Source organism: Bacillus sp. LUNF1, assembly GCF_011008975.1.
Classification (GTDB): Bacteria; Bacillota; Bacilli; order Bacillales; family Bacillaceae; genus Bacillus; species Bacillus velezensis.
This window is the reverse complement of sequence record NZ_CP048876.1, coordinates 3,019,140-3,033,326: the sequence shown is the minus strand read 5'-3', so window position 1 is coordinate 3,033,326 and position 14,187 is coordinate 3,019,140. Positions and strand designations below refer to the sequence as shown.

Below are 14,187 nucleotides of genomic sequence, written 5' to 3'. Positions count from 1 at the left end.
AGCATACAAAAAAGGAATCTCAAGCCTTTTGTCACGGGATATGACAGTAAAAAAGCACCGTTCACAGCGGAACGGCGCTTTTTGACATTATAAATATTGTTTGATGCTGCTGACATTGCCTGTGTTGATATGGTATTGAAAGACGGGCCTTCCGATTGTGCCGTACGCCATCTCTACATTCAGCACTTGAATGTCTTCCAGAAATTTAAGATACTTCCGGATGGAGACTTGCGAGATTTCAGTATGCTTGGCGAGATCTTCCGTAGTAAAAGAACTGTCGCCGAAAGACTCAATGCTCGCCCAGATGAGTTTAAGCGTGCTCTTTGTCAATCCTTTCGGAAGGTGAACCTTTTCCGCCGCTTCTTTCTTTTGAAAAAGCTCGGCATCCAATTCTTTCTGTGTCATGCTTCTGTGTGATTGATAAACTTTCTGCTTGCGTCTGTAGTCGGAAAGAGCGGTTTGAAAGCGGTCAAATTCAAATGGTTTGATTAAATAATCGACGGCGCCGTACCGAAGCGTTTTTTTGATGACGTCCAGCTCGCTTGCGGCCGAAATGACGATGACATCAACCGATTCATTCTGCTTGCGGATTTCCGTTAAAAGCTCAAGCCCGTTTTTTCCCGGCATGTAAATGTCAAGAAGGATGAGATCGATATGATGCTCGCTCAGCACGTGCAGCGCGCTTTGAAAGGATGATGCGATCCCTTTCAGCTGAAATCCTTCAATCTGGCTGAGATAGCGCTTATTTAATTCACCCACCATGGGGTCGTCTTCAACTATGAGTACATTAATCATCATTTTCCTCCTTCGGTTCATACGGAATGCGAAGACTGAAAGTCGTTCCTTCATTCTTTTCACTTGTCACAATCATATGGCCTTTTAAATTTTCTGTTGCCTGCTGGGTGAAATAGAGGCCGAACCCCCGGTTTGTCCCTTTCGTGGAATAACCTTGTTCAAAAATACGGGCTTGGTCTGCCGCAGACATTCCGGCTCCCGTGTCCGTAATCTCTATATCAAGCTGGCGATCCTGAAACCGCATCGAGCACGTAATGTTTTTTTTCGGCATCTGCGCCACCGCGTCGAGCGCGTTGTTTAACAGATTTCCGATAATCGTAATGAGCTCATGGATGACGGCCGGATCTGCCGCATTCGGGATCAGGCTGCCGAGCTGAATGTCCAGATCAGCGCCCTGCTCGCGTATGTAGCTTTGTTTTCCTAGAAGAAACCCTGCGAGAACCGGACTTTTGACATCACTTATAATCTCGCTTGTTTCCGTCTTCTGCTGAATGGCAATGTCTTTAATGTAAGTGCCGAGATCATCGTATTCTTTTAACTGGACAAGCCCTAAAATGACATGAAGCTTATTCATGAATTCATGAGACTGGGCTCTTAATGCGTTTGCATACATTTTAACACCGGACAGCTGTTCTGCTAAATGTTTGACCTCCGTTTTGTCCCTGAACGTGGCGATCGCTCCGACGGTTTGTCCTTTCAGATGAATCGGAACCTCATTAAAGACCAGCTCAAGTCCGTTAATGCGGATATCCCTGTCCTGAAGCGGTTTTTTCTTTTCAATCACCTGTTTCAGCCTGCTTTTCGGGAGAATATCGTTCACATCTTGATCGACCGGATTAGTCGGAATACCCATTTTAATAAAAAGCCGTTTCGCTTCCGCATTGGCGAGCTTTATTTTTCCCCGCGCGTCAACCGCCAGAATGCCTTCCTTCGTTGATTCGAGCATGGCGCTCCGCTCTTCCAGGAGGGTGGCGATTTCATAAGGCTCAAGACCGTACATAATGTTTTTGACGGTGCGGGCGACAATGACGGCTCCGATGACGCCGACAAAAATACTTACGCAGATGATGAAATAAAGCGGTCTCAAACTGTGGCTGACGACATCCTGTATTTTGTTAAGCGAAATTCCGACCGAAACGACGCCCACTTGTTTTTTATCTTTTCCATAGATCGGTACGAAGGCTCTCATGGATTTTCCGAGCGTCCCCGCTGATGTGCTCGTTTTGATATGGCCGTGCATCGCCGGCTGTTCGTCTCCGCCGGTGAATTTCTTCCCGATTTTATTTGCGTCGGGGTGGGTGAGGCGGATGCTGTTCATATCCATCACCACGACAAATTCGGTTCCTGTCGTATGCTGGACGTCTAATGTATAATCCCGGAGCTCTTTCAGCCCTTTTCTTGTTTGCAATGCCTGCGCGACACTCGGTGTTTCCGCGACCAGCTTTGCGGTGCGCAGCGCGGTTGTCCGTTCTTCTTCTTTCACGCGGTCTGCTGTTTGGACGCTGATCGTGAAAAAGGTGATACAAAGTGCGATAAGGACGACAATACAGACGAATATCGTTAATCGGGTTTGCAATTTTAATGTTTTTTTCATAACAGCCTTCCTTACGTTTATCATTCCCGCGTTCTACTTTACTCCGAAAAAGCCGGTTTGTGAAGATCAGGCCCTTATTTCGTAAAAGTGAGGAAAAATGGTATTTTTTATCTTGTCAATGTGTTTTAAGTCCTCCATAATAAGTGAGGTAGATTACAGAAAGGGACTTTTTATATGAAAAATACTTATTGGACGGGTTATTTTCCGCTCGTTGCGATTCTGCTTTTTAGTTCGTCATTATCCATTTCTACCTCGCTTTATGTCATGAAGATACTTCAGACGCTCGGCATGTATCAGGGGATGCTGGATTATTTCTCTGAGAAAGGGATCAGACTGGCGCTTTTTGCAGCGTTCGCCCTTGTGTTTTTTATGCTATTTTCGGCTTTGAAGCTGATTGCAAACACAGTGACAGAGCTGTCTCTTTTGTTTTTCACAAATGACCCTGAGGGGGACAATCTGAAAAAAATCAGATTAGGCTCTTTAATTTATGTAGGCGGAGGAATTCTTTCCTTTGCGCTCGTGCAGAATGGTTTTTGGATTGCGGCGTTATTTGCCGTTGTTACGCTCGTTTATTTGATTTTCATGGTGTACAGAATCTATTCGACACTCTCTATCGTTTCGCTGATCGGTTTTATATTGCTTGAAATTTTGTTTTGGTTTACTTTTGTTATCGGTATTTTGTACATCTTTATCAAGCTTTATAATAGCATAATGGCTAGCTTACCTGTGTAAGCTAGCCATTTTTGTTAAGACAGAAATCTATTTTTGATCTCAGGGGAGGGGAGCATGCATGCTTCCCTTTTTCCGAACCATTTGTAACGGCGCCGGGCGATGAAAGAATAGGCTCTGTCCCTGAGGGGGCGGGGCACCGCGAAAAAAACCGCTGACAGCCGCCAGGCTCCGCGGAGATGACGGGAAACTTTTAACACGGCTGCGGATTTTTTGTATATCCGCCCGTTCTCGATAAAAATCATGCTGTCAAATTGTTCTGTCGGAAGTCCTTCTGATGCCAAAAGCTCCCGGGCGGTATCTGATTGCAATGAAGCAAATGAGATTTTGCCGGCCGGATCGCGTTTAATGATGAATTGAACGGCGCCGTTGCATAAGTTGCAGACGCCGTCAAACAAAAGCACGCGGTCCGGAAGCTGAGCTGGTTTCAAAGCGGATCCCCTCCGTTATCTTTAATAAGCTGCCTGCAGCGTGTTTTTCCAGATCGAAAGCTGAGGGCTTGCGTCATGAAGGTATTCGACGCTTGACGGTGTATCCTTTCCGACCCATACCCCCATCGTATAAGCGTCCGTCAGGCCGACAAACCACATATCGTGATAGTCATTTGACGTTCCTGATTTTCCGCCGACGTACGGAGCTTTAAAGTTCGCTTTTTTTCCTGTACCGCTTTTGACGACGGCTTTCATCATTTCTTTGATCTGCATGTTGGTCCGCACGCTGAATACCTGCGTCGGCTCATCTTTCCATTTTAATATCGTTTTTCCTTTTAAATCAGTCACTTTTGTAATCGCGTGACTCGGCGTATAAACGCCGTTGTTGCCGAACGTGGTGTACGCATTGGTCATTTCAAGCGGCGTCATGCCGTTTGTAAAACCGCCAAGCGCCGCGGGCAGACGGTAATCCGCGCTGACCAGCTTCGCGAAATGAAACGGTTCAAGGTAGCTGAACGCCTTATTGACGCCGACGCGGTCCATGATTCTGATGGCCGGTGTGTTGTACGAGTATTTAAACGCCGTTTCCAGCGTGACCGTACCGTACGTGCGGTTATTGTAGTTCTGCGGGCAGTAATCCGCACTGCAGAATTTGCTTGCGTCAATCTTGCTGTGTGGCGTTGCGCCGGTCTTTTCAATGTAAGGTCCGTAATCAAGCAGCGGCTTAATGGAAGAACCGGGCTGTCTGTATGCTTGATAGGCGCGGTTGAAATCATATTTATGATAATCTTTCCCGCCTGAAAGCGCGATAATCTGATGTGTCTGATGATTAATCACGGCCGCTCCGCCCTGGACGCCTGCATACGGCAGATTTTGATTCACTTGGGCGACGACCTGGTTTTGCATATACGGATTCAGCGCCGTATAAATCTTCACGCCGTCTTTTAACAATGTGCTGACTCTGTCGGAAAGCTCACTCTGTATTTTTTGTTTCGCCTTTCCGGAAGCTTTTTCAAGACGTTTGTCATAGCCTTCGGATGATGAAACAAGCTGTGTGAATTCATCATTTACATAGGAAACATAGTCAGGATATTTATTTGTTTTTTCGTTTATATCAAGCTTGATCTTTTCTTTTTCGGCTTTTTTCAGCTGTTTCCCGGATATAACGCCTGCTTTTTTTAATCCGTTAAGCAATCTGACTTGTCGTTTTTTCGTATAATCAAAATGCTTGAGAGGATCATATAATGTAGGGTTATTAGGGATGGCGCAGATAAAGGCCATCTCTCCCAAAGTGAGAGATTTCAGCGGCTTGCTGAAATAAAATTGTGCCGCCGAACCGACACCGTATACGCCGTTATTAAAATAAATCGTATTTAAGTAGCCTTCTAAAATCTCATCTTTGCTGTATTTTTTCTCAAGCTGATAGGAATAGGCCAGCTCCGTCAGTTTTCGGCTGAAGGTGCGTTCATGGCTTAAATACACATTCCTTGCCAGCTGCTGGGTGATGGTGCTGGCGCCCTGGTCAATTTTATGATCTTTGAAATTGGAGGCGGCCGCCCTGACCATCCCCATAAAGTCAAACCCTTTATGCTCATAAAAATGACGGTCTTCAGAGGTTAAAAACAGCTGTTTTACCTCATTCGGTATTTTATTAAAGGGCACGATCACGCGGTTCTCATGATCGCTGACAATCTCAGAAACAAGGCTTCCGTCCCTGTCATACATGTAACTGTTTTGAACCAGGTTGATCGCTTTTAAATCAATATGTTTATCGAGCACCTGATCAAAAGGCTTGATTTGTTTTACCTCTTTGCCGGAAGCAATAACTGTAAATGCACACAACGGGATAATGCCGAGCAGCAAAATCCATCCGATTATTTTACGTACCATGGTCACTCTCTTTTCTCCTGATTTCTAGCCATATCGTATCATTCTTTTAAGAATACGAGAAGGTTAAATTTAGAAGAAATCGTGATCGCTGCCGGTCAGCCCGCATTTGACGCTGTATCCTTTTGCAGATGTCCCGCCATCCATAAAAGCCCCGCGCCTATTAAAAAGAGAAAGGCGGTGACGTAGAAAGCAGCCGAAATGGAAAAACCGCTCGAGACCGCACCTCCGAGCAGAGGGCCGAGCACATTTCCGAGAAAACGAAAGCTGACGTTATAGCCGAGCACCTCTCCCTGGATGCTGCCCGGCGCCCTGACGCGGATCGCGGCCGTAATGCAGGGGAGCGTGCCGCCCATGACCATGCCGAACAGAAATCTGAAGACTAACAGAATGGAGAGGGAGGAGGCGAGCGCCTGCGGAATGAAAAACACCGCTGAGGCAATCAAAAGCACGATTAAGATCCGGCTGTGGCCGAAGCGGTCGCCGAAGTCCCCCCATTTCCGGGCAAGCAATAAGCTTCCGAGTCCGGTCGCTGAAAACGCCATTCCGGAGAAAAAAGCTAAATTAACAGGTCCGTGCAGCTCATTGACATATAAAGCGAGCAGCGGCTGAATACTGAAATTGCCGGTCTGCACGATCATGGTAAGCACCATCATCGCCCAAAGCGCGGGCTGGTGAAAAATATAGGAGAGCACCTGTTTTCTGGAATAGGTTTTCCGCTTGTTTTGTTTCTCGCCGAGCGGCTGCTCATTCACCTGAAATAAAACGAGAAGCACGGATACGAAAATAACAAAAGACGTAATAAAAAACGTGTACGTAAACCCGAAGCTGTCAGCGAGCAGCCCGCCCAGCATCGGCCCGAATAAAGTGCCTGACACCTGACCCATCTGCAGCGTGCCGAGCGTTTTCCCGGCAGTCTCTTTCGGCGTCTGCGCCGAAATCATGGCAAGCGATGTCGGAACAAAGCCTGTTACTAGACCCATAAGCAGCCGCAGGACAAACAGCTGATAAACGGATGTCACAAACCCCATCAATAAAATGCTGACGGCAATGCCGGTGCCTGTAATCAAGAGAATTTTTTTGTAGCCGCGCTTATCGCCGAATCTGCCCCAAAACGGGGAAATCACAAACGCCATTAAAAACGTGACGCCGAACACATACCCGCTCCATCTCTGCACATACCCGCCCGAATGGGGGCTGATCGTTTCGATATATAACGAAAGAAACGGAACAATCATGGTCATGCTGGCGGAAATAAAGAAATTTGTAATCCAAATGACAACGAAGTTCTTCTTACGGACAGAAATAACATCACCTTCTTTACTTTTCGTGTGTCTAATCATAAGTATATAGGAATAAATCCGGTATTTGTATTTTCGATGCGGATATAGGAAAATTCATTATTTTTAGAAAATGAAGAAAGTTTCAGAGGGGAAACTGATATACTATCATAAAATATCATTTTTGATCGGAGGAAAGGCAGGTGTAAAAAAAGTGGATCAGCGCAGTCTGCTCATTATTGATTTTGAATTTACAATGCCTGACGGAAAATACAGCCCGCAAAATTTCTTTCCCGAAATTATTGAAGCGGGAATTGTCAAGACGGTGAATGATGAAGTGACTGAAACGTTTTCGAGTTATATCAAACCGAAAAAATTTCCGAAGCTGACGAAACGATGCAAAACCTTTCTGAACATCACCCAAAAAGACGTGGACGGCGGAATCACGTTTAATGAATTCATCCGCAAATTAAATGAGCTTGATCCTGATAAAAACTGCACGATCGTCACCTGGGGCAATATGGATATGAAAGTGTTAAAGCAAAATTGCATGTTTAACCACATCCCTTTTCCGTTCAAAGGAGAACTTCGGGATCTGTCCCTTGAATACAAAAACTTCTTCGGCGACAGAACATTGACCGGCCTTTGGAAAGCGGCAGAAGAGTATGGCGATAAAGGGACGGGCACGCATCATAAAGCGCTGGATGATGCGCGGACGACATACAAATTATTCAAGCTTGTCGAGCGGGATAAACAATATCTTGAAAAACCGAAACCTCCGACGATCGGTGATCGCGTCGATCTGACTGAACTGTTTCGCCGGGCCACATAAAAAAACCCAATCATGCCGACTGGGTCAAGTTCTTTTAAAATAGTCACGCTCTAACGCGGCCAAGTTGGTAAGCGAACGTTCCGCCCATTCTGAGCCGTCCGCTGTAAGCTGATCTTTCAGCCGGGCAGACGCCGCTTGTAAGGAAGCCGTATAATCAGGCACCTCGCCATCAAACGGTTTGACCATCTGATGCGGTATGTTTGTCTGTTCCCCGAATGCAAGCGCTCTTCTTTCATGAAAAAACGGAACATCCGCCTGCTTCGGATGATGAAGATCTCCTTGAGCGGGATGCGTCAGAACGGCTTTAATTTTCACTAAATAGTGATTGGGCCTGACGTCTGTCACTTCCCCTATGTATGCTCCTGTTTTATAAAACCCTTTTACGATTGTGCCGATTTCAAACGTATTCATAGCGTTCACCTCTCTCTAGTTATTCTATAAAAGATCAACGCGGTTGGCTAGTGAACAGCTGCCGGAAGCCTGACTGAGGCCGTTGTGCCCGAGTGCTCGCCGCTGGTGAAATAGACGGAGCCTTCATGATGCTGAATAATCGAGAATGTCACGGTAAGCCCGAGCCCGGTGCCGTTCGTTTTCAGCGTATAATACGGTTTGCCGAGTTTCTGCAGTTCTTCATCGGACATGCCGATTCCGTTATCCGTAATCTGAATGAGAATCATCTCTTCCTGTTTTTGGACGGAGACCTCGATTCGGCCGTTTTCAGAGGGCACGGCTTCAATACTGTTTTTAATCAGATTAATGAAGGCCTGTTTCAGTTTTTTTACATCGCCGAACACATATAAATCAGGCTCGCTTTGAACAGTCACGGTCACCGATTTAAAATGGGCATAAGACTCCATTAAGGAACCTGTTTCCTTTACGAGCAGAGAAATATCAAACTTTTCTTTTTCATAGTCATCCTGCTTCGCCATATCGAGATAATTCGTAATGATCGTCTGAGCCCGGTCGAGTTCGGACAGCACAAGTTTCTGATATCCGGAGTGGGATTTGTCCTGAAGCTGCTCGCCGCTGAACAGCAGCTGCACAAAACCTCTGACGACCGTAAGCGGATTGCGGACTTCATGGGCGACGCTTGCCGCAAGCTCGCTGACGACGGCCATTTTTTCTGAGTGAATCAGCCTTGCCCGCATGGATGCATTCTCATCGATGATCTCAATCAAATAAATGCACAGCAAAAGGGAGCTGACTTGAAAAAAAACAGATACTGCCGCCTCATAGTAAACGGAAGATGGATTTTGAAAATTGAAAATATTGGTCGCGGAATAGATGAAGACAGATGCGGTTAATAAGGCGGTTTCAGTGCAGCCGATGAGAAGAGCGAAAAGCAGTTTCTTCCGCTTTGAAAAAAAAGGCCATTTCGTTTGGAGCTGGATAGGGATGATGATTAAAAAAGGAATTAAGGATAAGAAAAAAAGAGCGGAAGGTTCAAACCATATGAGCTGAAAAAAAACGGATGCCGCCCCTGCGGCAAGTCCTGCGGCGGTACCGGAATAAAGCAGGCAGACGATAATGGGAATCAGCTGCAAACCGTAACGGACGGAATGAAGCTCCTGGATGGGAAAAGCCGTACATAATAAGGAAGATGACGCTGCAAATACGGCGACCAGCAGGCGGTTCGCTCTCGGCACAAGCAAATCAGGCTTGCTGAGCCAGAAGACTTGATAAAGAAAAATAGGGAATAGAATAAAAGAGAAGTGAAGCAGGTAATCCTTTACAATCTCCATTTATGCGAAATCCTTTCCTATGTAAATATGAATCTATTATAACATCTTTACCGGAAAAAAAAGTATATATTTCTCTAAAGCGAACGCCCTTATCTCATCTGATAAAGGCGTTCTTTCCGCTGCTAAGCGAGCGCTGCTTTCATTCTCTCAAGCCCTTCTTTTACGGCGGCGGCTGAACAGCCGACATTAAGTCTCATAAATCCTTCGCCGCCCGGTCCGTATTTTGTTCCCGGCTCTAATATGATTTTCCCTTTTTTGAGCATTCTTTCTTTGAGCTCGGCATCCGAAAATCCGTATTCGCTGAAATCCATCCAGATCAAATAGGAAGCGTCAGGCTTCATCATGCGGACTTTCGGCAATTCTTTTCTTAAAAAGTCCTCAGCCAATTTCATATTCCCTTCAATGTAAGGAATCAGCGCGTCAAGCCAAGGGCCTCCCTTTGTATAGGCCGCTTCGATTGCTGCAACCGCAAATGTGTTGAGGCTGGAAATCCCGTTCTGATGCAATGCGGCGGAGAATTTCGCCCGCTTATACCGATCGGGAATGATAATGGCGGATGCCTGAATGCCGGCAATATTAAACGTCTTGCTCGGCGCGACACAAGTAACGGAAATCCGCGCAAACTCCTCAGACAGAGAAGCGAAAGGCGTATGCGGCTTTCCGTACAGCATCAAGTCGGAATGTATCTCGTCAGAAACGACGGTGACGTTATGGGCGGCGCACAGCGATCCGAGCTTCATAAGCTCATCCCGGCTCCACGCTCTGCCGGACGGATTGTGGGGATTACAAAGAATCATCAGCTTGACCTCAGAATCGCTCAGTTTTTTCTCAAGATCCTCAAAATCCATGCAGTAGACGCCGTTTTCTTCCCGTAATGGGTTATGTAAAACCTGCCGTTTGTTTTCCTTGATCATCTGATAAAAAGGCGTATACACCGGTGATTGAATCAACACCGGATCGCCCGGTTCGGTAAAGGCTTGTACGGCCATGCTGATTGCCGTGACAACACCGGGACTGAACGCGATGCTTGCGGGATCGGGTCGGTAGCCGTGCCGCGTCTCAAGCCATGAAGCGACGGCTTCTCTTGTGTTTTCGTCAGGAGACGTATAACCGAATATGCCGTGGTCAAGGCGGGCTTTTAAGGCGTCAGTGACCGCTTCGGGAGCGCGGAAATCCATATCGGCAACCCACATCGGAAGCGCATCCGATACGCCGAATAACGCTTCCGCCTTGTCCCATTTCACCGATTGTGTGCCAAGACGGTTTTCTCGAAGATCAAAGTTCATGTATGTCACTCCTGTAGTATCATTATTTTGCACAGCGTATCTATGATAAAATAGAATTGCAAACTTTATTATAAGCGGTGATGAAAATGGAAGAAAGCCAAGCGGTCATGGAAATGATGAAAATCATTGCCAAGTGGGACCCGTTTAAATATGGAGAAGATTTTTATGAGACAGAAGCCGTCGATATCGTTCAGGCCGTCTACAGTGAAGACCGTGCCGACAAGCTGGCAGCAGCCATTCAGGATATCTTTGAAGCTTCATTTGAGCAAAAGCTTCCGATCGAAGGCTGCCAAAAGGCCGCCGAGCAGCTTCTGTTCATAAAAGAAAGCAGCTCCTGCACCCCTTAAAAACCGGCGGTTCCGCCGGTTTTTTTATTGAATAAATTCAAAAATCCGCTCCGAAACAAACTCTGGGCGCTCTTCGGGTACGAGGTGCCCCGTATCCTTGAGTGAATACAGAATGGAATCCGGCAGGTCGTCATGAAGCCGTTTTCCGACTGAGACCGGAACGACCCGATCTTCTTCTCCCCAGATTAAAAGAGCGGGGTTTTGCACTTTCTTCAAATCCTCGGGCTTTAAATCGCCCTCCCTGTGTCTGATAAACCTTGTCATCGCTTTGAAAATCTGGCGGTCTGTAAATGGTTTTTCGTAACCGTCAATCATTTCCTGATCGATAAGCGTCCGGTCGTGAACGACATTTAACAGGTTGTTCAGCACGCCGTCTTTTGAAAGCCAATACTTAAGGTACAGGTCAAAACAAGGGAGATGCGTCCCGAATATAATCGACGGGTGCGAGCGCTTTAAATACCCCGAGCTGCACAACAGGACGATTTTAGAAAAAAGCTCGGGTCTGAGAAGAGACGCGGATAAGGAAATCTGGCCGCCCATTGAATGGCCGATGAGTGCGGCCCGGCTGATACCGAGCTTTTCCAGAAGTCCGATCAGAAGCTTGGCGAGGTTTGCGTAAGTATATACGAAAGTCCGTGACTTTTCCGATTGCCCGAAAGGAGGCAGGTCAACGGCGATAATATCATAATGGTTTCTGAGCAGCGGGATCAGTTTTCTGAAGCTGAATGCCGAAGATAAAAAACCGTGTACGCAGACGAGTGTCTGTCTGCCGGGATTTTCATAATGCTCGTAATACAGCTCAACTCCGTCTATCGCGGCCCGTTTAATCGGTGAAACAGCTTCCATGAGAGCCTTCGCCGTCCTTTCTTTGTTGTAATGTAAAGGCTTTTTTGATTGTCAGATTTTAGCTCTGGTTTCTTTCGGGTTTTTCTTAGCATTTGTCGAAAATCGTGATATAATGTCATGAAGATTTTTGATAATGCAAAGGTGTGAAACGTATGAAGCTGACCGAAAAAGAAACAGAAATATTAGAAATTTTAGACGAAAACAGCCGCGTTGATGCGGAAACGATCGCGAAAATGGCAAACATTCCCGCTGAAGAAGTTAAAAGCATCATTGAAAAGCTTGAAAAGGAAAAAGTCATCATTGATTATGCGGCGATGATCGACTGGCGCAAAGTCGACGGTTTGGAAGGCGTCACGGCGATGATTGACGTAAAAGTCACTCCGAAACGAAATGTCGGCTTTGATGAAGTCGCTGAGCGGATATACAGATTCCAGGAAGTTGAATCAGTGTACCTGATGTCAGGGGTGTATGACTTATCCGTCGTTATTCGCGGCAACACGATGTCAGACGTGGCAAGCTTCGTGTCTGAAAAATTGTCCACCCTTGAGTCTGTCGTTTCCACGACAACGCACTTCATCCTGAAAAAATATAAGCATGACGGCAAAGTCTTTGAAAGCGGAGACGATGACAAAAGAATCGTGGTGTCTCCGTAAATGGAAACGAAGACTTCTTATTTATCTGACTACGTGCAGCAGATTAAACCGTCAGGCATCCGCAAGTTCTTTGATCTGGCCGCTACGATGGAAGGCGTCATTTCACTGGGAGTGGGAGAGCCTGACTTTGTGACGGCCTGGAATGTGAGGGAAGCGAGTATTCTTTCTTTAGAACAGGGGTATACGGCTTATACGGCAAATGCGGGTCTTTATGAACTGAGAGAAGAAATCAGCCGCTACTTAGATCAGCGGTTCGGCCTGAGTTATTCGCCTGACAGTGAACTGATCGTTACTGTAGGGGCAAGCCAGGCGCTTGATCTCGCTGTCCGCGCCATTATGAATCCTGGAGAGGAAATGTTAATTCCCGAACCGTGTTTTGTCGCATATGAATCACTCGTGACCCTGACGGGGGCGAAGCCGGTGCCGATTCAGACTGTCGCTGCAAAAGGTTTCAAAGCATCAGCCGCCGATTTTGAAGCGGCCCTGACGGACAAAACAAAAGCGCTGCTTCTATGCTCGCCGTCAAATCCGACAGGTTCTGTCTATTCGAAAGAAGAGCTTGAATCCATCGCTGCTTTCGCTGAAAAACACGACTTGATCGTGCTTGCCGATGAAATTTATGCTGAGCTGACGTATGATGAGCCATTCACGAGCATGGGGGCCATCCGCGGCATGAAGGAACGCACGGTTCTCATTTCCGGCTTCTCCAAAGCATTTGCCATGACGGGATGGAGACTCGGATTTACGGCGGCGCCTCCCGTAATCAGGGATGCGATGCTCAAAATTCATCAGCACGCGATGATGTGCGCGCCTTCCATGGCGCAATACGCGGCGCTTGAAGGGCTGAAAAACGGCCAGGAAGACGTCGAAAGAATGAAGAAAAGCTATCGGAGACGCCGAAACCTGATTGTGGAGACATTGAACGAAATCGGACTCGGCTGCCACCACCCCGGCGGAGCATTTTACGCGTTTCCTTCCATTCAGTCGACCGGCATGAGTTCAGAAGAATTCGCGGAACAGCTGCTCATTGAAGAAAAAGTAGCCGTCGTTCCGGGGAATGTATTCGGCCCGAGCGGCGAAGGCTACATCAGATGTTCCTATGCGACATCCATTGAGCAGATTCAGGAAGCGCTCGTCAGAATCAAACGGTTTGTTGAAAAAAGGGCATAAAAAAAGATACGAACCCGGTTCGCATCCAAATAAAAGGGGGGAATACTAGAAAGCCTTCGTAATCATAGTATACCCCCATTTTTCTGTGCTTAAACATGATCATGTAAAAAAGTTCTCTTTGCGAAAAACAAACTTGTATGATATAATTTTAAATTGCGTATAATCTGTATTTAATTTAACTTAGGAGTTGTTATGAATGGCAGCAAAATTTGAAGTGGGCAGTGTTTACACTGGTAAAGTAACAGGATTACAAGCGTATGGTGCGTTTGTTGCATTAGATGAAGAAACTCAAGGACTTGTTCACATTTCTGAAGTCACTCACGGTTTCGTAAAAGACATTAACGAGCACCTTTCAATCGGTGACGAAGTACAAGTAAAAGTACTTGCGGTTGACGAAGAAAAAGGCAAAATCAGCCTTTCTATCCGTGCGACTCAAGCGGCGCCTGAAAGAAAAGAAAGCAAACCAAGAAAACCGAAAGCGGCTCAAGCTTCTGAAGAAACATCTGCTCCGCAAGGTTTCAACACATTGAAAGATAAGCTTGAAGAGTGGATTGAACAGTCCAACCGCAAAGACCTTATCAAAAAATAATCATTA

The 14,187-nt window shown here is 46.4% G+C and carries 15 protein-coding genes; 6 read left to right on the top strand and 9 right to left on the bottom strand.

What is annotated here, in order from left to right; genetic code table 11:
• Positions 1-87: 87 nt before the first annotated feature.
• Positions 88-795 carry a response regulator gene (locus G4O42_RS14985; protein ID WP_029326021.1) on the bottom strand — a complete coding sequence of 236 codons (708 nt, stop codon included), beginning with the start codon at positions 793-795 and terminating at the stop codon, positions 88-90.
• Positions 788-2,389 (bottom strand): malate sensor histidine kinase MalK, encoded by a 1,602-nt coding sequence (gene malK / locus G4O42_RS14980; protein WP_032876816.1) that lies wholly within the window; start codon positions 2,387-2,389, stop codon positions 788-790. The genes G4O42_RS14985 and malK overlap by 8 nt, the downstream gene beginning before the upstream one ends.
• Positions 2,390-2,563: 174 nt before the next feature.
• Between malK and G4O42_RS14975 the strand changes: the two genes are divergently transcribed.
• Positions 2,564-3,121, top strand: coding sequence for a YufK family protein (locus tag G4O42_RS14975; protein WP_007613405.1), 558 nt, complete (start codon positions 2,564-2,566; stop codon positions 3,119-3,121).
• Between the two features lie 14 nt (positions 3,122-3,135).
• Here the strand turns inward: G4O42_RS14975 and G4O42_RS14970 are convergent, their stop codons facing one another.
• The 3 genes from G4O42_RS14970 to G4O42_RS14960 all read right to left on the bottom strand — a co-directional run bounded on the left by G4O42_RS14970 (position 3,136) and on the right by G4O42_RS14960 (position 6,779).
• Positions 3,136-3,549: a thiol-disulfide oxidoreductase DCC family protein gene (locus tag G4O42_RS14970; RefSeq protein WP_007408661.1), complete on the bottom strand. Its 414-nt coding sequence runs from the start codon at positions 3,547-3,549 to the stop codon at positions 3,136-3,138.
• A 21-nt stretch (positions 3,550-3,570) separates the two neighbouring features.
• Entirely contained in the window at positions 3,571-5,445 is a 1,875-nt protein-coding gene (locus tag G4O42_RS14965) for a transglycosylase domain-containing protein (protein WP_012118304.1), read from the bottom strand.
• 89 nt (positions 5,446-5,534) lie between these two features.
• Entirely contained in the window at positions 5,535-6,779 is a 1,245-nt protein-coding gene (locus G4O42_RS14960) for a multidrug efflux MFS transporter (RefSeq protein ID WP_074534242.1), read from the bottom strand.
• Between the two features lie 151 nt (positions 6,780-6,930).
• Between G4O42_RS14960 and kapD the strand changes: the two genes are divergently transcribed.
• The gene (gene kapD / locus G4O42_RS14955) at positions 6,931-7,548 is read left to right on the top strand and encodes a 3'-5' exonuclease KapD (protein ID WP_003152084.1); all 618 of its coding nucleotides are present in this window, start codon (positions 6,931-6,933) and stop codon (positions 7,546-7,548) included.
• Positions 7,549-7,572: 24 nt separating this feature from the next.
• Here the strand turns inward: kapD and kapB are convergent, their stop codons facing one another.
• From kapB to G4O42_RS14940, 3 genes are all read right to left on the bottom strand, one after another.
• The gene (gene kapB / locus G4O42_RS14950; protein ID WP_032876819.1) at positions 7,573-7,959 is read right to left on the bottom strand and encodes a kinase-associated lipoprotein KapB; all 387 of its coding nucleotides are present in this window, start codon (positions 7,957-7,959) and stop codon (positions 7,573-7,575) included.
• Positions 7,960-8,006: 47 nt separating this feature from the next.
• On the bottom strand, positions 8,007-9,290 hold the full coding sequence (locus G4O42_RS14945; RefSeq protein WP_032876822.1) for a sensor histidine kinase: 1,284 nt from the start codon (positions 9,288-9,290) through the stop codon (positions 8,007-8,009).
• A 122-nt stretch (positions 9,291-9,412) separates the two neighbouring features.
• Entirely contained in the window at positions 9,413-10,576 is a 1,164-nt protein-coding gene (locus G4O42_RS14940; RefSeq protein ID WP_007613397.1) for a MalY/PatB family protein, read from the bottom strand.
• Between the two features lie 86 nt (positions 10,577-10,662).
• Here G4O42_RS14940 and G4O42_RS14935 point away from each other — a divergent pair, with 86 nt between their 5' ends.
• Positions 10,663-10,923 carry a DUF1871 family protein gene (locus G4O42_RS14935; RefSeq protein WP_003152094.1) on the top strand — a complete coding sequence of 87 codons (261 nt, stop codon included), beginning with the start codon at positions 10,663-10,665 and terminating at the stop codon, positions 10,921-10,923.
• A 24-nt stretch (positions 10,924-10,947) separates the two neighbouring features.
• On the opposite strand, the gene G4O42_RS14930 is transcribed toward G4O42_RS14935, so the two are convergent.
• A complete protein-coding gene (locus G4O42_RS14930) occupies positions 10,948-11,769 on the bottom strand; it encodes an alpha/beta fold hydrolase (RefSeq protein ID WP_032876825.1) in 822 nt (273 codons plus the stop codon).
• A 152-nt stretch (positions 11,770-11,921) separates the two neighbouring features.
• Here G4O42_RS14930 and G4O42_RS14925 point away from each other — a divergent pair, with 152 nt between their 5' ends.
• The 3 genes from G4O42_RS14925 to yugI all read left to right on the top strand — a co-directional run bounded on the left by G4O42_RS14925 (position 11,922) and on the right by yugI (position 14,181).
• A complete protein-coding gene (locus G4O42_RS14925) occupies positions 11,922-12,422 on the top strand; it encodes an Lrp/AsnC family transcriptional regulator (protein WP_003152098.1) in 501 nt (166 codons plus the stop codon).
• On the top strand, positions 12,423-13,592 hold the full coding sequence (locus tag G4O42_RS14920) for an aminotransferase (protein WP_025285179.1): 1,170 nt from the start codon (positions 12,423-12,425) through the stop codon (positions 13,590-13,592).
• Between the two features lie 196 nt (positions 13,593-13,788).
• Positions 13,789-14,181 carry a S1 domain-containing post-transcriptional regulator GSP13 gene (gene yugI / locus G4O42_RS14915; protein ID WP_007408653.1) on the top strand — a complete coding sequence of 131 codons (393 nt, stop codon included), beginning with the start codon at positions 13,789-13,791 and terminating at the stop codon, positions 14,179-14,181.
• The last annotated feature ends 6 nt before the right edge of the window (positions 14,182-14,187 follow it).